Origin of the sequence: Citrobacter sp. Cb031 (assembly GCF_030336725.1) — a bacterium.
GTDB lineage: Bacteria > Pseudomonadota > Gammaproteobacteria > Enterobacterales > Enterobacteriaceae > Citrobacter > Citrobacter braakii.
On record NZ_JAOWDA010000019.1, the window covers coordinates 186,110 to 204,542 of the forward strand.

At 51.5% G+C, this 18,433-nt stretch carries 16 protein-coding genes, 6 tRNA genes and 1 other RNA gene; 9 read left to right on the top strand and 14 right to left on the bottom strand.

Annotated features, from left to right (window positions below; all coding sequences use genetic code 11):
• Nucleotides 1–49 precede the first annotated feature (49 nt).
• Nucleotides 50–2,065, top strand: coding sequence for an NAD-dependent DNA ligase LigA (gene ligA / locus OGV93_RS02125; protein ID WP_019077345.1), 2,016 nt, complete (start codon nucleotides 50–52; stop codon nucleotides 2,063–2,065).
• A 1-nt stretch (nucleotide 2,066) separates the two neighbouring features.
• The gene (locus tag OGV93_RS02130) at nucleotides 2,067–2,285 is read left to right on the top strand and encodes a DUF3820 family protein (protein WP_019077344.1); all 219 of its coding nucleotides are present in this window, start codon (nucleotides 2,067–2,069) and stop codon (nucleotides 2,283–2,285) included.
• Here OGV93_RS02130 and OGV93_RS02135 read toward each other — a convergent pair.
• A complete protein-coding gene (locus tag OGV93_RS02135) occupies nucleotides 2,282–3,280 on the bottom strand; it encodes a bile acid:sodium symporter family protein (RefSeq protein ID WP_016153920.1) in 999 nt (332 codons plus the stop codon). The two genes, OGV93_RS02130 and OGV93_RS02135, sit on opposite strands and share 4 nt — an antisense overlap.
• A gap of 89 nt (nucleotides 3,281–3,369) precedes the next feature.
• Here OGV93_RS02135 and OGV93_RS02140 point away from each other — a divergent pair, with 89 nt between their 5' ends.
• Nucleotides 3,370–4,296, top strand: a complete 927-nt coding sequence (locus OGV93_RS02140) for a LysR family transcriptional regulator (protein WP_016153919.1) — start codon at nucleotides 3,370–3,372, stop codon at nucleotides 4,294–4,296.
• 80 nt (nucleotides 4,297–4,376) lie between these two features.
• Here OGV93_RS02140 and OGV93_RS02145 read toward each other — a convergent pair.
• The 5 genes from OGV93_RS02145 to OGV93_RS02165 form a co-directional block, all read right to left on the bottom strand.
• A non-coding RNA gene (locus OGV93_RS02145) (RtT sRNA) lies at nucleotides 4,377–4,501 on the bottom strand.
• A 29-nt stretch (nucleotides 4,502–4,530) separates the two neighbouring features.
• A tRNA-Lys gene (locus tag OGV93_RS02150) sits at nucleotides 4,531–4,606 on the bottom strand.
• A gap of 4 nt (nucleotides 4,607–4,610) precedes the next feature.
• A tRNA-Val gene (locus OGV93_RS02155) sits at nucleotides 4,611–4,686 on the bottom strand.
• A gap of 46 nt (nucleotides 4,687–4,732) precedes the next feature.
• Nucleotides 4,733–4,808: transfer RNA gene (locus OGV93_RS02160), tRNA-Val, on the bottom strand.
• Nucleotides 4,809–4,854: 46 nt separating this feature from the next.
• Nucleotides 4,855–4,930: transfer RNA gene (locus OGV93_RS02165), tRNA-Val, on the bottom strand.
• 258 nt (nucleotides 4,931–5,188) lie between these two features.
• On the opposite strand from OGV93_RS02165, the gene gltX reads away from it, so the two are divergent.
• Nucleotides 5,189–6,604, top strand: coding sequence for a glutamate--tRNA ligase (gene gltX / locus OGV93_RS02170; RefSeq protein ID WP_103928439.1), 1,416 nt, complete (start codon nucleotides 5,189–5,191; stop codon nucleotides 6,602–6,604).
• A gap of 56 nt (nucleotides 6,605–6,660) precedes the next feature.
• On the opposite strand, the gene OGV93_RS02175 is transcribed toward gltX, so the two are convergent.
• Together OGV93_RS02175 and OGV93_RS02180 are read right to left on the bottom strand one after the other, a co-directional pair.
• On the bottom strand, nucleotides 6,661–7,053 hold the full coding sequence (locus tag OGV93_RS02175) for a MerR family transcriptional regulator (RefSeq protein WP_016153914.1): 393 nt from the start codon (nucleotides 7,051–7,053) through the stop codon (nucleotides 6,661–6,663).
• Between the two features lies 1 nt (nucleotide 7,054).
• Nucleotides 7,055–7,417: a YfeC-like transcriptional regulator gene (locus tag OGV93_RS02180; RefSeq protein WP_016153913.1), complete on the bottom strand. Its 363-nt coding sequence runs from the start codon at nucleotides 7,415–7,417 to the stop codon at nucleotides 7,055–7,057.
• Between the two features lie 221 nt (nucleotides 7,418–7,638).
• Between OGV93_RS02180 and OGV93_RS02185 the strand changes: the two genes are divergently transcribed.
• Nucleotides 7,639–7,714, top strand: a tRNA-Ala gene (locus tag OGV93_RS02185).
• A gap of 42 nt (nucleotides 7,715–7,756) precedes the next feature.
• A tRNA-Ala gene (locus OGV93_RS02190) sits at nucleotides 7,757–7,832 on the top strand.
• Nucleotides 7,833–7,985: 153 nt separating this feature from the next.
• Here the strand turns inward: OGV93_RS02190 and nupC are convergent.
• A complete protein-coding gene (nupC, locus tag OGV93_RS02195) occupies nucleotides 7,986–9,188 on the bottom strand; it encodes a nucleoside permease NupC (protein ID WP_016153912.1) in 1,203 nt (400 codons plus the stop codon).
• 273 nt (nucleotides 9,189–9,461) lie between these two features.
• On the opposite strand from nupC, the gene OGV93_RS23895 reads away from it, so the two are divergent.
• The 3 genes from OGV93_RS23895 (at nucleotide 9,462) to OGV93_RS02205 (ending at nucleotide 12,402) form a co-directional block, all read left to right on the top strand.
• Nucleotides 9,462–9,536 carry a hypothetical protein gene (locus tag OGV93_RS23895; RefSeq protein WP_418135078.1) on the top strand — a complete coding sequence of 25 codons (75 nt, stop codon included), beginning with the start codon at nucleotides 9,462–9,464 and terminating at the stop codon, nucleotides 9,534–9,536.
• Nucleotides 9,533–10,771: an Nramp family divalent metal transporter gene (locus OGV93_RS02200; RefSeq protein ID WP_287109328.1), complete on the top strand. Its 1,239-nt coding sequence runs from the start codon at nucleotides 9,533–9,535 to the stop codon at nucleotides 10,769–10,771. The genes OGV93_RS23895 and OGV93_RS02200 overlap by 4 nt, the downstream gene beginning before the upstream one ends.
• 83 nt (nucleotides 10,772–10,854) lie before the next feature.
• Nucleotides 10,855–12,402, top strand: a complete 1,548-nt coding sequence (locus OGV93_RS02205; RefSeq protein ID WP_287109329.1) for a BglG family transcription antiterminator — start codon at nucleotides 10,855–10,857, stop codon at nucleotides 12,400–12,402.
• On the opposite strand, the gene OGV93_RS02210 is transcribed toward OGV93_RS02205, so the two are convergent.
• From OGV93_RS02210 to mgrA, 5 genes are all read right to left on the bottom strand, one after another.
• The gene (locus tag OGV93_RS02210) at nucleotides 12,395–13,606 is read right to left on the bottom strand and encodes an N-acetylglucosamine-6-phosphate deacetylase (protein ID WP_046275536.1); all 1,212 of its coding nucleotides are present in this window, start codon (nucleotides 13,604–13,606) and stop codon (nucleotides 12,395–12,397) included. The genes OGV93_RS02205 and OGV93_RS02210 overlap by 8 nt on opposite strands.
• Nucleotides 13,599–14,951: a class-II fumarase/aspartase family protein gene (locus OGV93_RS02215; protein ID WP_115190364.1), complete on the bottom strand. Its 1,353-nt coding sequence runs from the start codon at nucleotides 14,949–14,951 to the stop codon at nucleotides 13,599–13,601. The genes OGV93_RS02210 and OGV93_RS02215 overlap by 8 nt, the downstream gene beginning before the upstream one ends.
• A gap of 16 nt (nucleotides 14,952–14,967) precedes the next feature.
• On the bottom strand, nucleotides 14,968–16,527 hold the full coding sequence (locus OGV93_RS02220; protein WP_016153907.1) for a PTS transporter subunit EIIC: 1,560 nt from the start codon (nucleotides 16,525–16,527) through the stop codon (nucleotides 14,968–14,970).
• 402 nt (nucleotides 16,528–16,929) lie between these two features.
• Nucleotides 16,930–17,259: a DUF2502 domain-containing protein YpeC gene (gene ypeC / locus OGV93_RS02225; RefSeq protein ID WP_016153906.1), complete on the bottom strand. Its 330-nt coding sequence runs from the start codon at nucleotides 17,257–17,259 to the stop codon at nucleotides 16,930–16,932.
• 128 nt (nucleotides 17,260–17,387) lie between these two features.
• Entirely contained in the window at nucleotides 17,388–18,386 is a 999-nt protein-coding gene (gene mgrA / locus OGV93_RS02230; protein WP_016153905.1) for an L-glyceraldehyde 3-phosphate reductase, read from the bottom strand.
• Nucleotides 18,387–18,433: the final 47 nt, after the last annotated feature.

Genomic DNA, 18,433 nt, shown 5'->3' on the forward strand with positions numbered 1-18,433 from the left:
CTTTCTAAACCCCCGCCTGTCGGGGGTTTTTTATCATTGATGGTGCGATATGGAATCAATCGAACAACAACTGACAGAACTGCGAACCACGCTTCGCCATCATGAGTATCTCTACCATGTGATGGACGCGCCGGAAATTCCCGATGCGGAATACGATCGCCTGATGCGCGAACTGCGCGAGCTGGAAGCGCAGCATCCGGACCTTGTTACCCCCGACTCGCCAACCCAACGCGTTGGCGCCGCGCCGTTAACCGCGTTCAGCCAGATTCGTCATGAAGTGCCGATGCTGTCGCTGGATAACGTGTTTGATGAAGAGAGTTTTCTCGCCTTCAACAAGCGCGTGCAGGACAGACTAAAGAGTACCGATAAACTGACCTGGTGCTGTGAACTGAAACTGGACGGCCTGGCAGTCAGTATCCTGTATGAAAACGGTGTGCTGGTCAGCGCCGCAACGCGTGGTGATGGCACCACGGGTGAGGATATTACCTCTAACGTGCGCACCATTCGCGCAATCCCGTTAAAACTGCGTGGCGAAAACATCCCTTCACGTCTGGAAGTGCGCGGTGAAGTGTTCCTGCCGCAGGCCGGATTTGAAAAAATTAACGAAGAGGCCCGCCGCACTGGCAACAAAGTGTTTGCTAACCCGCGTAACGCAGCGGCCGGTTCATTGCGCCAACTCGATCCGCGTATCACAGCGAAGCGACCGCTTACTTTCTTCTGCTATGGCGTTGGTGTGTTGGAAGGCGGCGTGCTGCCAGATACCCATCTGGGCCGCCTGCTGCAATTTAAAGAGTGGGGCCTGCCGGTAAGCGACAGAGTGGCGCTTTGCGACTCCCCGGAGGAAGTACTTGCTTACTATCACAAGGTTGAAGAAGACCGACCAACGCTGGGATTTGATATCGATGGCGTGGTGATCAAAGTCAACTCTATGGCGTTGCAGGAGCAACTGGGCTTTGTTGCCCGCGCGCCGCGCTGGGCTGTGGCCTTTAAGTTCCCGGCGCAGGAGCAGATGACTTTCGTACGCGATGTTGAGTTTCAGGTTGGACGTACTGGGGCGATTACGCCCGTCGCCCGCCTTGAGCCGGTCCAGGTTGCCGGGGTGCTGGTCAGTAACGCAACGCTGCATAACGCTGATGAAATCGAGCGTCTGGGGTTGCGTATTGGCGATAAAGTCGTCATTCGCCGTGCGGGCGATGTCATCCCGCAGGTGGTGAACGTCGTGCTTTCTGAACGCCCGGACGATACCCGCGAAATTGTGTTTCCAGCGCATTGTCCGGTTTGTAACTCTGATGTTGAACGTGTGGAAGGCGAAGCGGTCACTCGCTGCACCGGCGGTTTAATCTGTGGGGCACAGCGTAAGGAATCGCTGAAACACTTTGTTTCCCGCCGCGCGCTCGATGTTGACGGTATGGGCGACAAAATTATCGATCAACTGGTCGAGAAAGAGTATGTCCACACGCCGGCGGATCTTTTCACCCTGACCGCCGGTAAACTGACGGGGCTTGATCGTATGGGGCCGAAGTCGGCGCAAAACGTGGTCAATGCGCTGGAAAAAGCGAAAGAAACCACGTTTGCCCGTTTCCTCTATGCGCTAGGCATTCGTGAAGTCGGCGAAGCCACGGCTGCAGGTCTGGCGGCGTATTTTGGCACGCTCGACGCGCTGGAAGCCGCTTCTATTGAAGAGCTGCAAAAAGTGCCGGATGTCGGCATTGTGGTGGCGACGCACGTGTTTAATTTCTTCGCCGAAGAGAGCAACCGCGAGGTAATTGTTCAACTGCTGGCGCAGGGGATCCACTGGCCAGCGCCGGTGGTCATTAACGCTGAAGAAATCGACAGCCCCTTCGCAGGTAAAACGGTGGTGCTGACCGGGAGCCTGAGCCTGATGTCGCGCGATGACGCCAAAGCGAGACTGACCGAGTTAGGTGCAAAAGTGGCCGGTAGCGTGTCGAAGAAAACCGATCTGGTGATTGCCGGTGAAGCGGCGGGTTCGAAACTGGCAAAAGCACAGGAACTGGGTATTGCCGTGATCGATGAAGCTGAAATGATCCGCTTATTGGGTGCCTGAGATGGAAAAACAGCAGCTGGTTGACATCGCCAATACTGTGATGCCCTTTGGCAAATATAAAGGGCGTCGGTTGATTGATGTCCCGGAAGAGTATCTGCTGTGGTTTGCCCGTAAGGATGAATTCCCGCCGGGCAAGCTTGGCGAGCTGATGCAAATCACGCTGCTGATTAAAACTGAGGGGCTGACGCAACTGGTGCAGCCCCTGAAACGTCCTCTTTAAGCTTTTGCGGCGCGGCTTTTCTGTTGCGCCTGCAATGCGTCCGTCTGTTGCTTGTAGCGACGCGCCAGCACGGCGCACACCATTAGCTGTATTTGATGGAAGATCATCAACGGCAGCACCATCATCCCAATCACCGAAGTCGGAAACAAAATATTTGCCATTGGGATCCCGTTCGCCAGGCTCTTTTTCGAACCGCAGAATACAATCGTGATTTCATCAGCTTTGTTAAAGCCGCATTTGCGCGCAACAAAGACATTTATGCCAATCACGATTGCCAGCAGAATGATGCTGACCACCACGATAAACAGCAGTGAACCCACCCCCACTTTGTGCCAGATCCCGTTAACGACGGCTTCACTGAAGGCGGAGTACACCACCAGCAAAATAGAGGATTGATCCGTTTTCGCGATCCATTTTTTATGTCGAGAAACCCAGTTTCCAATCCACGGACGTGAAAGGTGACCCAGCACGAACGGCAGCAGCAGCTGCAACATGATTTTTCCCACCTGCTCCAGGCTGCCTTCTGCGCCGTGCATATTCATCACCAGCCCTACCAGCAGCGGCGAGAGAAAAATACCCAGCAGGCTGGAGGCCGAAGCAGAACAAACGGCGGCGGCAACGTTACCGCCCGCCAGCGACGTAAAAGCGATGGCCGACTGCACAGTGGCAGGCAAAATACACAGGTACAGGAAACCGGTGTACAGCATCGGGTCAACGTTGACCGGCGCCCACCAGGCGAACAGAACGCCGAGAACCGGGAAGACAACAAACGTGCTGCACATCACCCACAGATGCAAACGCCAGTGGCTACCACCGGCAATAATGGCTTCACGCGAGAGTTTCGCTCCGTGCATAAAAAACAGTAGGGCAATGGCGGCGGTGGTTAAGCCTTCAAAGAAAGGCACAAAACCACCTTCGGCCGGGAAAAAGGACGCCAGCAAAACAACGGTAATCAGCGTTATCGTGAACGGATCAAGAATACGAAAAAGTTTCATAAAGACTCCTGAAATTCGGTAGTAACATTTTGCTTTTTTCCGTTTGAGAAATAAAATTGATTTATTGCATCCATATATGAATCGAATAGATGAATTACTCTCTGCGTCAGTTGCGTATCTTTGTCACCGTCGCTCAAGCCAAAAGCTTTAGCCGGGCGGGGGATATCATCGGCTTAAGCCAGTCGGCGGTCAGCCATAGTGTCAAAGAGCTGGAAGGGCAGACAGGTGTGCGGTTATTGGACAGAACGACGCGGGAAGTGGTGCTGACGGAGGCCGGACACCAGTTGGCGGCGCGGCTGGAACGTATTCTGGATGAATTGCACAGCACGCTGCGCGAAGCCGGACAGGTAGGAACGCAGTTAACCGGCACGGTGCGGGTTGCCGCCAGCCAGACGATCTCTGCTCATCTTATTCCGCAGTGTATTGCCCAGAGTAATCAGCTTTATCCGGCTATCGATTTTGTGCTGCATGACCGGCCACAGCAGTGGGTGCTGGAGAGTATTCGCCAGGGAGAAGTGGATTTTGGCATTGTGATTGATCCCGGCGCAGTCACCGATTTGCAGTGTGAAGCCGTGCTGTCCGAACCGTTCCTGCTGCTGTGTCGCCAGGATCATCCGTTAGCCCAACGAGAGTGGGTGAACTGGCAGGATTTGTATCACGAACGCCTGGTGCTACAGGATTATGCTTCCGGTAGTCGACCGCTGATCGACGCTGCGCTGGCCCATTTTTCCATTGATGCCAATATCGTTCAGGAGATAGGCCATCCCGCCACGCTGTTTCCGATGGTTGAGGCGGGGATTGGCATCAGCGTGCTGCCCGCGCTGGCGCTCCCCTTACCGCAGGGCAGTCACTTGCAGGTTAAGCGCCTGACGCCGGTTGTTGAACGGCAACTGATGCTGGCCCGACGTAAAAACCGCTCTTTATCAACCGCTGCTCAGGCGCTGTGGGATGTGGTGCGTATGCAGGCCAGTGAATTAACCGCAGCCCGCGCCCGCGATCCGTTGTATCAGTTATAACGCTCACGCTGATGGTTATCAGAGGGGAAATGGTTCTTCTCTGCATAGCAAAAAGGCGCCTTTAGGGCACCTTTTTACATTGGTGGGTCGTGCAGGATGACTCGCTTCGCTCGCCCTTCGGGCCGTCGCCGTAAACGGCTCCGTTGTCTCACTGCGTTCGACTCGACCTGCTGCAGGTTCGAATCTTATAAATTGCAGATAGCAAAAAGGCGCCTTTAGGGCGCCTTTTTACATTGGTGGGTCGTGCAGGATTCGAACCTGCGACCAATTGATTAAAAGTCAACTGCTCTACCAACTGAGCTAACGACCCGAAGTGGTGGGTGATGACGGGATCGAACCGCCGACCCCCTCCTTGTAAGGGAGGTGCTCTCCCAGCTGAGCTAATCACCCACTTCGGTACTTCACATTTTAACAAGAAATCCAGCTGGCGAGAAAGTGGTGGGTGATGACGGGATCGAACCGCCGACCCCCTCCTTGTAAGGGAGGTGCTCTCCCAGCTGAGCTAATCACCCACTTCTCAATTTCTTGTTTTACACGGCGGAGACTACATAAAGTAGTTGGTGGGTGATGACGGGTTCGAACCGCCGACCCCCTCCTTGTAAGGGAGGTGCTCTCCCAGCTGAGCTAATCACCCCCGCTGTGTGGAGTCGCATTATAGGGAGAGTTGAAAATGAGTCAACGCATTTTCTAAAGAAATTGTTCGTTCGTCGTAAATTTAAACAAAACGATCGCAAAACAGTCCGTGCGGCATGATTTGTATACGAAAATGGCAAAGCGTAATGTTCCAACCTGAACAACATTGAGGAATCAGACCACGGTGATAGAATACGAGCCTGATAATCTTCCCTGGATTTGCCGGTTGTCGGCATCTTTATAAACGTAAGGCCATTTCATGAAAATCAAAACTCGCTTCGCGCCAAGCCCGACAGGCTACCTGCACGTCGGCGGTGCGCGTACTGCTCTTTATTCCTGGCTTTTTGCACGCAACCATGGCGGTGAGTTTGTGCTGCGTATTGAAGACACCGATCTCGAACGCTCCACTCCGGAAGCTATTGAAGCCATTATGGATGGCATGAACTGGCTGAATCTGGAATGGGATGAAGGCCCGTACTTCCAGACCAAACGTTTTGATCGCTACAACGCGGTGATTGATGAAATGCTGGAAGCAGGCACCGCATATAAATGCTACTGCTCTAAAGAGCGTCTGGACGCGCTGCGCGAAGAGCAGATGGCGAACGGTGAGAAGCCGCGTTACGACGGCCGATGCCGCCACGGCCACGAGCATCATGCTGCTGATGAACCTTGCGTGGTACGTTTTGCCAACCCGCAGGACGGTTCCGTTATTTTTGACGACCAGATCCGTGGGCCGATCGAATTCAGCAACCAGGAGCTGGATGATTTGATCATTCGCCGTACCGACGGTTCCCCGACCTACAACTTCTGCGTTGTTGTCGACGACTGGGATATGGAAATCACCCACGTTATTCGTGGTGAAGACCATATCAACAACACTCCGCGTCAGATCAATATCCTGAAAGCGCTGAACGCGCCGGTGCCAGTTTACGCACACGTATCAATGATCAACGGTGACGATGGTAAAAAACTCTCCAAACGTCACGGTGCGGTCAGCGTTATGCAATACCGCGACGACGGTTACCTGCCGGAAGCGCTGCTGAACTATCTGGTGCGTCTGGGCTGGTCCAGTGGCGATCAGGAAATTTTCACCCGTGAAGAGATGATCAAACTGTTCTCCCTTGGTGCGGTGAGCAAGTCTGCGAGTGCGTTTAACACTGAAAAACTGCAGTGGCTGAACCATCACTATATTAATGCGCTGGCGCCGGAATATGTAGCAACCCATCTGCAGTGGCACATTGAGCAGGAAAATATCGATACTCGCGTAGGCCCGCAGCTGTCAGAGCTGGTTAAACTGCTCGGTGAGCGCTGCAAAACGCTGAAAGAGATGGCGCAGAACTGCCGCTACTTCTACGAAGACTTTGCCGAGTTCGACGCTGATGCAGCGAAGAAACACCTGCGCCCGGTTGCGCGTCAGCCGCTGGAAGTGGTTCGCGACAAGCTGGCTGCGATTAGCGAGTGGACGGCAGAAAACGTGCACCATGCGATTCAGGCAACGGCTGATGAACTGGAAGTTGGCATGGGTAAAGTCGGGATGCCGCTGCGCGTAGCCGTTACCGGCGCGGGTCAGTCCCCAGCGTTAGACGTTACGGTGCATGCGATTGGTAAATCCCGCAGCATTGAGCGTATTAATAAAGCGCTGGCGTTTATTGCTGAGCGTGAAAGCCAGCAATAAGACTGATTGACCGATGAAACAACGGCAGGAGCGTATCCTGCCGTTTTTTTTGCCTGTTATTCAGACTCATCAATACCCAAACGAGTAAGAAAAGTGCGAATACCTTCGCGCGAAATATACATCGCCAGCTTTTCTTGTTCCGTTGGGGACATGTTGTCCAGTGCGCTAATTATCTGGCGGCACGCGTGGCTGCGTACTACGTGGGTGTATTCTGCCAGCGGTTCTTCAGCCTGATAAACTTCAGGAACTTTGCGAAAAGCGGGAATATTGAGCAGAAACGCGCGGACGCTGGAGTCAATATGAATCAGTCTGGCACGACCACCTTTAACGCCGGGAAACTTTTCGGTAGTCCAGTTTTGTTCTCTGATCCAACGATTGACGGTTTGTTTGGCAACCCCGAGACATTCCGCCAGCTCTTCGGTCGTCATTTTGCTGCGTAATTTTTTCATATTATTTGTTTTCGCGGATCCCTAAACGCTGTAATAAACCCGTAATGCCTTCACGCAGGATCAGTGAGGTAAACATTTTCTGTTCTGTCGGCGTCATTTCTTTGGCGAGCCTAATCAGCAGTGCTTCAACAGAGGTATCGCCGGATAACGATAAGTTATCTGATAAGCCTTCGGCTGAACGCTCAGCGCTGCGAATGTATTCACGAACTTGTTCGGTGACGTGAACCAGCCGGGCTTTACCGCCCTGAACGCCTGGTTTTGGTGATGTCGCCCAACCTTCTTTGCGTACCCATTTATTGATGGTCTGTCGGCTGTATCCGGTCAGATTAGCAAGTTCTTCTGGCGTCATCCGTTCCTTGAACATAACGATTCCCTGAATAGTCGTGGGGTTAATTAGTGGTTCATTTTATAGCACCATTTTAGTAGAAACCGTGACGCGTTTAACTACTGAATGCGAGTTGTTACGCAATGTTCTTCATTTGACTGCTTTTTCAGCGATTGAATTCTATGAGTTAATTTTGCCGTTGACACACGCGAAGGGAATTCATATGATGCCGCCCGTCAACTCGACAAGCTTTACGTAATGGGGCTATAGCTCAGCTGGGAGAGCGCTTGCATGGCATGCAAGAGGTCAGCGGTTCGATCCCGCTTAGCTCCACCAAATTTAATCCCAATGAATTTGGTACGTACGTAAAAGCATCGTGGGGCTATAGCTCAGCTGGGAGAGCGCTTGCATGGCATGCAAGAGGTCAGCGGTTCGATCCCGCTTAGCTCCACCAAAATTTAAACCCTCGCTGAAAAGCGGGGGTTTTTTGTTTCTGCATCCTGCCAGTTCTTACTCTTTATCTCTTTGGTTTGCTGAATTGCAGGCATAAAAAAACCGGGGAGAATATGAATCTCCCCGGTCTTATCACTGCGACGTTGTCTTACGCTTACAGTACCAGTGCGGCGATAGATGCGGACAGTACGCTCACCAGCGTAGAGCCGTACACCAGCTTCAGACCAAAGCGAGAAACCACGTTACCTTGCTCTTCGTTCAGGCCTTTAATCGCACCGGCGATAATACCGATGGAAGAGAAGTTAGCGAAGGAAACCAGGAACACGGACAGGATGCCTTCTGCGCGCGGGGAGAGCGTAGCGGCGATTTTCTGCAGATCCATCATCGCAACGAATTCGTTGGAAACCAGTTTAGTTGCCATGATACTGCCCACCTGCAGCGCTTCGCTGGACGGCACACCCATTACCCATGCAACCGGGTAGAAGATGTAACCCAGGATGCCCTGGAAAGAGATGCTGTAGCCAAACCAACCGGTCACGGTGGCGAACAGGGCGTTCAGGGCAGCGATCAGTGCGATGAAACCAATCAGCATCGCCGCAACGATAATTGCCACTTTGAAACCAGCCAGAATGTATTCACCCAGCATTTCGAAGAAACTCTGGCCTTCGTGCAGGTTAGACATCTGGATATTTTCTTCGCTGGCATCAACGCGGTAAGGGTTGATCAGCGACAGCACGATAAAGGTGCTGAACATGTTCAGAACCAGCGCCGCAACCACGTATTTCGGCTCAAGCATGGTCATGTACGCGCCGACGATAGACATGGAAACAGTCGACATCGCCGTTGCTGCCATGGTGTACATACGGTTGCGAGACATTTTGCCGAGAATATCTTTATAGGCGATAAAGTTCTCGGACTGACCCAGGATCAGAGAGCTGACGGCGTTGAAGGATTCCAGTTTGCCCATACCGTTTACTTTGGATAACAGGAAACCAATCGCGCGGATGATTACCGGCAGTACGCGGATATGCTGCAAAATACCGATCAGGGCGGAGATGAAGACGATCGGGCAAAGCACTTTCAGGAAGAAGAATGCCAGGCCTTTATCGTTCATGCTACCGAAGACAAAGTTAGTCCCTTCATTAGCAAACCCGAGCAGTTTCTCAAACATCTCGGAGAAGCCTCTCACGAAGCCCAGACCGACATCAGAGTTCAGGAAGAACCATGCCAGTAACACTTCGATAACAAGCAATTGAATAACATAACGAATGCGGATTTTTTTACGGTCACTGCTTACCAGCAGTGCGAGTACCGCAACCACGGCAAGGGCCAGGACAAAATGAAGAACGCGGTCCATATTTGCTCCAAATATGAGGCAGGTTTAGTTTTCGTGCACATTCTATGTAACAACCATAAAGAAAACGAGATCAAACACACACTATAATAAGGACCTGTGACGAGATTCAAAATTAGTGATCGGTGATACACTTCCGTTATGTTTAGTATGGAAGTGAAAAGTTATGTCATTGTGCTATTCTCATAACAATAATTAAACATCTCGCCGGTATTTCCAGAATCCTTATCGATCCATAGACAAACGCTATCAGAGAAATCAACGTCACCCATCAAAATGAATTTGATAATCATTCTCAGTAGGCGTAGCTTGAAACATAGCAAAGGCTATGTTTCTGAGGCATTAAAATGACTAACGATCGCGTTGAGAGTAGCAGTGGGCGGGCAGCGCGCAAGTTGAAGCTCGCATTAATGGGACCTGCGTTCATCGCGGCGATCGGTTATATCGATCCGGGTAACTTCGCCACCAATATCCAGGCAGGGGCCAGCTTTGGTTATCAATTGCTGTGGGTGGTGGTCTGGGCAAACCTGATGGCGATGCTGATTCAGGTGCTGTCGGCAAAACTCGGTATTGCTACGGGTAAAAACCTGGCGGAGCAAATTCGCGATCATTATCCTCGCCCGGTGGTGTGGTTCTACTGGGTGCAGGCAGAAATTATCGCTATGGCAACAGACCTTGCTGAATTTATTGGCGCTGCGATTGGCTTCAAACTGATCCTCGGCGTCTCCTTATTGCAAGGGGCCGTACTCACCGGTATCGCGACGTTCTTAATTCTGATGCTGCAGCGTCGCGGTCAAAAACCGCTGGAAAAGGTGATTGGCGGCCTGCTGCTGTTTGTGGCCGCGGCTTACATTGTGGAGCTGGTTTTTTCCCAACCGAACTTCGCGCAGCTTAGTAAGGGAATGGTGATCCCAAGCCTGCCTAATTCCGAAGCGGTGTTCCTGGCCGCTGGGGTGCTCGGGGCGACTATCATGCCGCACGTCATTTATCTGCACTCTTCCTTAACTCAGCATTTGCACGGCGGAACACGCCAACAGCGCTATGCGGCCACTAAATGGGATGTGGCTATCGCCATGACGATTGCCGGATTTGTCAATCTGGCGATGATGGCGACGGCTGCCGCCGCATTTCATTTTAGCGGGCATACCGGTATTGCCGATCTCGATCAGGCGTATCTGATCCTTGAACCGTTGTTGAGTCACGCTGCAGCGACGGTGTTTGGTTTAAGCCTGGTGGCTGCGGGACTCTCTTCTACCGTGGTCGGTACGCTGGCGGGGCAGGTGGTGATGCAAGGGTTTATCCGTTTTCACATTCCGCTATGGGTACGCCGTACCGTCACCATGATGCCATCATTTATTGTGATTCTAATGGGATTGGATCCGACCCGTATTCTGGTGATGAGTCAGGTGTTGCTCAGTTTTGGTATCGCGCTGGCGCTGGTGCCGCTGCTGATCTTCACCAGCGACAGTAAGCTGATGGGGGATCTGGTCAATCGTCGTTGCGTTAAACAGATTGGCTGGGTCATTGTGATACTGGTCGTGGCGCTCAATCTCTGGCTACTGGCAGGCACGGCGATGGGGTTATAATCAACCGTGACTCGCGACGGGTCACGGTTTTAATTGAGCTTTTCCTCTATTATGTGCCCTGCATAATTAACTGGCAGGCGTTCATGAATCACTTTGATCTCTCTTTCCTGAAATATCTCCAGGACAACAGTCCGCTCCCCGTTGAAGAGGCCGTCGAGCGTTTCGGTAAAACGCTCTCCACGCTAAAACGGACAATGAAAGAGCTCAATGAACTTCTGCCAGAAAATGTCCAGCTACATCAGGATAATCAGTTTATTACCACCCGGATTGGCTACAGCGAATACCGACAGTTTTTAGCGCGCGTCCAGTTTAATCGCTATATCACTACGGCAGAAGAGAGGGTGAAGGATCTCTTTGTGGCGCTCTGTTTGCACGATGTGGTGAATAAAAATGATTATTACAAAAAATTTTATGTCAGTGCGGGAACGGTAAAAAATGATAATCCCGTCATGATGAGCCTGGTGCAGGAACGCGATCTGATTGTGCAAAGTATCCCGCGTAAGGGCTCCCGGCTTGCGGGGGATGAGTTCCAGCTGCGGCTGGCGGCGTGCATGACGATACTAAAAACGGTTGAAATTGGTGAGGATCACCGACTTATCGCCCACCAGGCCAATGAGCCGACAGGCCGTTCAATTGCCGAACAGTTTCTTCATGAGTGTGCTGCAGAGATAAACCAGGCGGCAGACTATTACGAAGAGAAAATCAGTCCGGTCATCGCCCTGGGATATAACGGCAGAAAATACTTACTGGTCTATCTTAGCCTTGCCCTGCACCGTATCCGCAGGGGACACAGAATTACGGAGAGTTCGGCGGCTGAGTTTTTGACAACCTTTCCTTATGCCGTATTGCCTGATGCGGATGAAAATATCTGTCTGGATCTGCTGATTGCTTCACTGACGTTTACTCATCGCCCCTTCACATTATACGACGCCCGGCTGGTCTCTTACGTTAAGCGCACCTGTCACGCTTTAGCCGGATGTCTGGAAAACACCATTCACAATCAGCACGCCTGGTTTGCGGAGATTTATAATTTTATCTATGCCGCCATCATCCAGAATAAATTTCATCTCTGGTTCGATGATAAAAAGCTCCATGATGTCCAGCGACGCTATCCTGAGCTATGGGAACATGTCCAGTATGCGGTGAAAGAGATTGAACATAACTGGCAAACGACCTTTTCTGCTATTCACCTGGCAACCCTGGTGCTGATTATCAAAAAGTATGCGCTCAAAAATCGGGTTGTTGGCGATAAGAAAAAGCGGGTCATTATTGTGACGAACTCGTCAGAGAGTAAGGTCGGCTATTTTAAAGAGATGCTTTTCTCCCGCTTCCATATTGAAATCCCCGCCTGCATCAACATCAATGAGATTGCGCGGCTTCAGCAGCTCGAATTCGACCTGCTGATTACCTTTACAAACAAGATATCGAGTCATCTCCGCTACGCCGGGCTGGATTATGTCAAAGTGAATTTCTGGCTCACGCAGGACGATCTCCTGTTATTACGCGAAAATGGACTTCCCTCCGCGCGCAAAAAAATACCTGCTGAGGACTTTATTCAGCAGGTTCAGGGAATGAGCCAGGAGGCGTTAAAAATTTTTCTTGATACGCATTACAGTGATATTTTTATTTAGCCAGAGGTTGCGAAACGCCGCGACACCAGACGGCTTCCAGGTTTAACTCTGCACCCAACACGAGAATATCGGCATCTTTTCCTGACGTCAGGCTGCCTTTTCTCGCGTCAACACCAGCCAGGATTGCCGGATTAAGGCAGGCAATCTGCGCGGCTGAAACCCAGCCGTTTTCCAGCCTGTCGACCACATTTTTCACGGAGTCCAGAAAGCTCATCTCCAGTTTGCACACTTCGGACCACTCCGTGGGTGAAACCGTTCGGGTCTTTCCGCTGTGGTCGGTGATTTCAAGACAATGATTGTGAATACGAAACGTCTCCTGGCGCAGGTAATGGTGGAATTCTGATCCTTCGGGAAAATCCACATATCCCAGACAATCGCTGACCATGACCAACCGGCGATCTTTTTTCAACCGATAAAGAATGTCGAACACTTCTGGTCGCAACGTAATCCCGCTCTGCTTTGCCACTTCGGCATACGTATTCTGATGGTACATCAGCGCCCCCACCACGCCAGGCTCTCGGTGATGCAGCCCGCGCATGGCGCTAAAGGCATGGGTAAAGTGGGTTAAACCGGCTTCAATAGCGAGAGTGGTTTCATCAAAGGTGGCGTCGGTATGACCGGCTGACACGGTGACGCCAGACTGGCGTAAATAGCGGATTAGCGCCAGGGCGCCCGGCAGTTCAGGTGCGAGCGTCATCAGACGGATATTTCCCCTCGCGGCGTGCTGATAGCGTTTGAATCCTTCGATACCGGGTGGTTGAATCGCGTCCTTGCTCTGCATTCCGCTGTATGCAGGGTTAATAAAGGGGCCTTCCATATGAATACCCACCGCTTCGGCACCATCTTCCGCTTTTGCGTCTGCAATCCAGTCTGCGGCGGTGGAAAGACTCTCCAGCAAGAACGTTTCCGACTGGGTGGCTGATGTTGCAAGCCACGCGGTAACCCCGGCGTTAACCAGATCCCGGCTCATCGCCTGCAAAGAACGGCGTTCACCTCTCCAGGCAAACGACCCTCTCCCCCAGCCGTGAACGTGAATATCCACAAAACCGGGCATCAGCATGGCATCGCGATAATCGACGATTTTTCCTCGCGGTGTACTGTCGAGGCCAGAAATACGTCCGCTTTCAATATGCAGATAGCCGCTTTCGATTCCATTCGGGGTGACAATGCGTTCACTTGCCAGAGAAAGCAGGGGATCAGCCATTGTCTTTCTCCCATACGCGAGCGGCCGTTTCCTCGGCGATTTCTGCGCAAAGGCCGATGTAGTGAGCAGGATCCAGCAGCGTATTAATTTCTGAGTCGCTAAAGTGCTGGCGAATAAGAGGGTCATCACGCAGCACATCAGCGTAGGGGATGCCTTCATGCGTGCTGCGCATTGCCAGTTGGTAGACGCGTTCATGTGCGGCATCTTTGCCCATCCTTTCCACCAACTGCATCATGATTTTTTCGCTATTAATAAGACCATGCGTTAACTGCACATTCTGGCGCATACGCCCAGGATTGATGACCAGCGTTCGCGTCAACTCTTCGGCTCGCATCACAATCTCAGCCATTAACTCCATACTCTCCTGAATATTACCGTCAAAGATAAAGTAAGCGGAGCTGTCTGCTTCGAAGGGACGTGGGCTGACATACAGGCAGGAGGTCATTACTGAGTACAATTTCTGCGCGTTGGCGATGATCCCCTTCGCCAGTTTAGGATTCACTTTTTGCGGCATGGTGCTGCTGCCAACGGTGCCTTTAGTGAAGGCTTCTGAAACTTCGGCAAACTCTTCACTTGAGGTCTGATAAACCTCTTCGGCTATTTTGTGTAACGTCGTCGCCAGCAGGCACAAATTACTGATGTATTCAGTGCGGTAAATGCGCGAGTTGCGGGAGGGAATCGCCATTGAATGCATTCCCAGCTTTTGGGCAACGCTATCCTGAACCCGGCGGCCGGTTTCACCGGTTGCGTGGAAGGCGCCCACGGCTCCCCCCATCATCACGGTAAAGACGCGTTTTTCCGCTTCCCGCATGCGCTGCTGGGCGCTCAGTAACTCATCAATCCACACGGCGGCTTTATAGCCCCAGGTTATGGGTAGCGCGTGCTTACCGTGGGTACGTCCGGCCATAATCGTTGCTTTATGGTCAGATGCCATCTTTGCTAGGTTACGCAGAATATCGTCCACAAAACCCTGCATGATGGTATCGAACTGCTTTGCCAGATAAAGCTGTGCTGTTTGCTGAATATTCTGCGTGGTGACGCCGTAATGCACGTATTTTCCGCTTTCACTGTCACAGGCTTTGACCAGCACTTTGATGACCGGAACGAAGCCGTGACCAATCTCGCGCAGCAGGCGTTCCATTTCCGTCAGGTCAATCTTATCCACGTGGCAGTTAGCGGTAATATTGACTGCGGCGCTGGCGGGGATCATGCCGTGTCCGGCCTGAGCCTGAGCCAAGGCGGCTTCAACATCGAGCCATGACTGTACCCGCGCTGGCTGCGCGAGCAGAGATTTCATTCCTCGATCGTCGATCGTTTTGCTTTTTGAATCATACAGTGCACGCATTACTATCTCCTTGAATTTATTTCGCACCGACGAGGCGGTCGTCTACCGCGTTACGGACAAATTCTACGTGTGGGCCGAATACCACATGAACATGGTTGCTGGAGGGGATAAAGGTTCCCAGCGAGCCAGATTCTTTAAGAATGGCCATGTCCATTTTTTTCTGATCTTTCAAATCAATACGTAACCGTGAAACGCAGTTTTCAACGCGCTTGATATTGTCTGTCCCGCCCAGCCCCTGAATCACCAGTTCGGCGACTTTGTCGTACTCTTTATTGTTCAGTAAGGTGCTGTCAGCGATTTCACTCTCGCGGCCTGGGGTCTTAATATCAAATTTACCGATCGCGAAGCGGAAGACGAAATAGAAGACAACAAAGTTAATCACGCCGAGGATAATTAAATTAATCCATTGGGTGTGTTCATACATCAAACCGAAAATACCAAAATCAAAAATAGTGCCGCGAATATAGCCGATGGAGACTTCCAGTAATTGCAGTGGAATGGTCAATAAGCCACAGAGTACCGCATAGACAATAAAGAGTTTTGGCGCGATAAACAGGAAGGAGAACTCCAGCGGTTCGGTAATATTCCCCAGCATGGCGGTCAGCACCACGGTCAGGATCATCCCTTTGGCAAATTTCTTATTCTTGAAATAGGCCATATGGTACATCGCCAGACCAATCGCCGGAACGCGGAACAGCGTCGTGAGCATTTGTGATGAGGCAAGATAGCTGGTGAGCGTCGGCATATACTCTTTCCAGGCCGGATGGGTGGGACCAAGCTCAAACAGGATTTTATTGATAGCGGGCAAAATACCAACATAGGTCTGCCCGTCAATCAGGTACGTACCGCCTGCCGCGGTGAAACGCACGGTGGAACTGAGAACGTGGTGCAGGCCAAACGGGATCAGCAGGCGATTGAGCGTCATATAGATTCCTGCACCAATGTTGGGTGCCATCATTATTGTTGATATGGCGCGCATACCTGCGGTAAACAGATCCCAGATAAAAGGAATGATCAAGCCGACGGGAATGGAAAAAGCAATGGCTAAGATCGCGACGGATTTTTTACCGCTGAAAAAGGCGAAAGCGAGAGGTAATTGCAGCCGGTAAAAACGGTCGGTTATTTTAGCTGCCAGCAGCCCGGCAATAATGCCGCCCAGCGCTTCGATTTTCAGCGTCTGAATACCTAATACCATTCCCTGTCCGACGAAAGCCATATCCTCTTTCGCCAGCGTACCCGCCAGCTTAAGATGCACATGCATGGCGATAAGCAGAGTCAGGTAAGCCACGACGGATGCAAATACAGCAATCCCTTTTTCTTTTTTAGACATACCGTAGGCGACACCCATCGCGAACAGTAAAGGAATATTATTAAAAACGACGCTGCTGATTAATCCCAGAGAAGAGAGAATTGCTCTGAAAATTTCATTGCCCAGAAAGGGGAGTTTATCAATCATATAGCTCTGCCCTAACGCAGCGCTAATACCCATGACCATCCCCACAGGCGCCAGTACGGCGATCGGTAATAATAGCGATCGACCGAATGTCTGAATTTCATTCTTAAAATTAGCATTCATAAGTTAATCCTGACGTGAATTCTCTTGAGGATAAGATACGTTCAGGAGATTTTTGCTCAAGGGCAAATAGTGAAAAATAAAAAGCGCAGGATTTGACCATAAAAAAGCAGCCTGCAGGTTAATGCTGGTCACTTAAGGATTGATTAGCTGCAAAGGTATTTTTTATTAAAGCGAAACGGATTGAACTGAAAGTCAGCGTACTGAAGCGATCCGAAGGAAGACGACATAAGGCGAATGGATCACGAAGTGACGATTTTTCCTGCCGGAAGCCTGGGTGGCAAGGGAGACGGTGAGCCTCCCTTGCCCGTTACGGGAATGAGGGTTTCAGAGAAACAATGAACATACGGTGAACGGAACCCTTTGCCATTGTTAAAAATTCTCTGTTACCACAGGTTCCTTTTCTTAATGACGATGCCCGTGACCGCCGCGCCCACGACCGCGATGGTCGTCACGGTCATTCCAGCCTTCTCGGTAGCCGCGTTCATAAGCTTTGCGTTTATCCCAGCCACGATGGTAGCCGTTGTCATGACGCCACCAGCGATTTTTGCGCCACTCATAGTTATGGTGCCAGTAATCCCGGTCGCGCCAGCGGCCGCCATCCCAGTAGTTACCGTAATTATCGCGATCGCCAATTTGCAATTTTATTGATGGCAGCAGGGTGATTTCGCCAGCGTTCGCGGCCAGCGGTGTAAAAGCCATTAAGACTGCCGCCAGAATCAGTGACCTGAACATGTTTTCTCTCCTTCACGATCGAGCCGTAGCCGGCCTGTTAACGTAATATTACGGGGCAGTAAAGCCCCGTTTCATCGCCACAACTCTTAAATCGCAAGTGAGAGCACTTTTTGTTAATAAATGTGTCTTTATTTCAACCGACTCAGAATGGCATCAATCTCCGCGCACTCTTCAGGCGTAAAGTGACGGTTTGCCAGCATGCCGACGGCATCTTCAATTTGCGCCGGTTTACTGGCGCCAATCAGCACAGACGTGACCTTGTCTTCCCGGAGAACCCACGCGAGCGCCATCTGAGACAGCTTTTGTCCCCGTCGCTCTGCCAGTGCGTTCAGCGCTCGAACTTTTTCCAGTTTTTGTGGGGTGATCTGGTCCGGATTCAGAAAACGGCTGGTGCTTGCGGCGCGAGAATCCGCAGGAATACCGTTCAGATAGCGGTCGGTTAACTGCCCGCCAGCCAGCGGTGAGAAGGCGATACTACCGACGCCTTTTTCCTGTAAAAGCGACAGCAGGCTCTCTTCGACCCAACGCTCAAACATAGAATATTTGGGCTGATGAATAAGGCATGGCGTACCTAAATCGTCGAGTATTTCAATCGCTTGTCTGGCAAGTTCAGCCGGATAGTTAGAGAGGCCTACGTACAGCGCTTTGCCCTGACGGACGATATGATCCAGTGCGCGCATGGTTTCTCTGAGCGGTGTTTCAGGGTCGGGGCGATGGTGGTAGAAGATATCGACATACTCCAGCCCCAGACGCTTCAGGCTTTGATCGAGGCTGGCAATCAGGTATTTGCGTGAACCCCAGTCCCCGTAAGGGCCTTCCCACATGGTGTAACCCGCTTTGGTGGAGATGATCAGCTCATCTCGCCACGGTAAAAAATCTTCCTGCAGGATGCGACCAAAATTTCGCTCCGCTGAACCCGGCGGTGGACCATAGTTATTCGCCAGATCAAAATGGGTGATCCCCAGATCGAATGCACGCTGTAACAGCGCCCGACTGTTCTCGACCTGCGTTGTATCACCAAAATTGTGCCACAACCCCAGTGATACAATCGGGAGCTTGAGGCCGCTCTGACCGCAGCGGCGGTACTCCATTGTCTGATAACGATTTTCAGCAGCCTGATAAGCCATATAGCCTCCTGTCAGATAAGGTGTGACTTTGAGTGTATACGTTTACA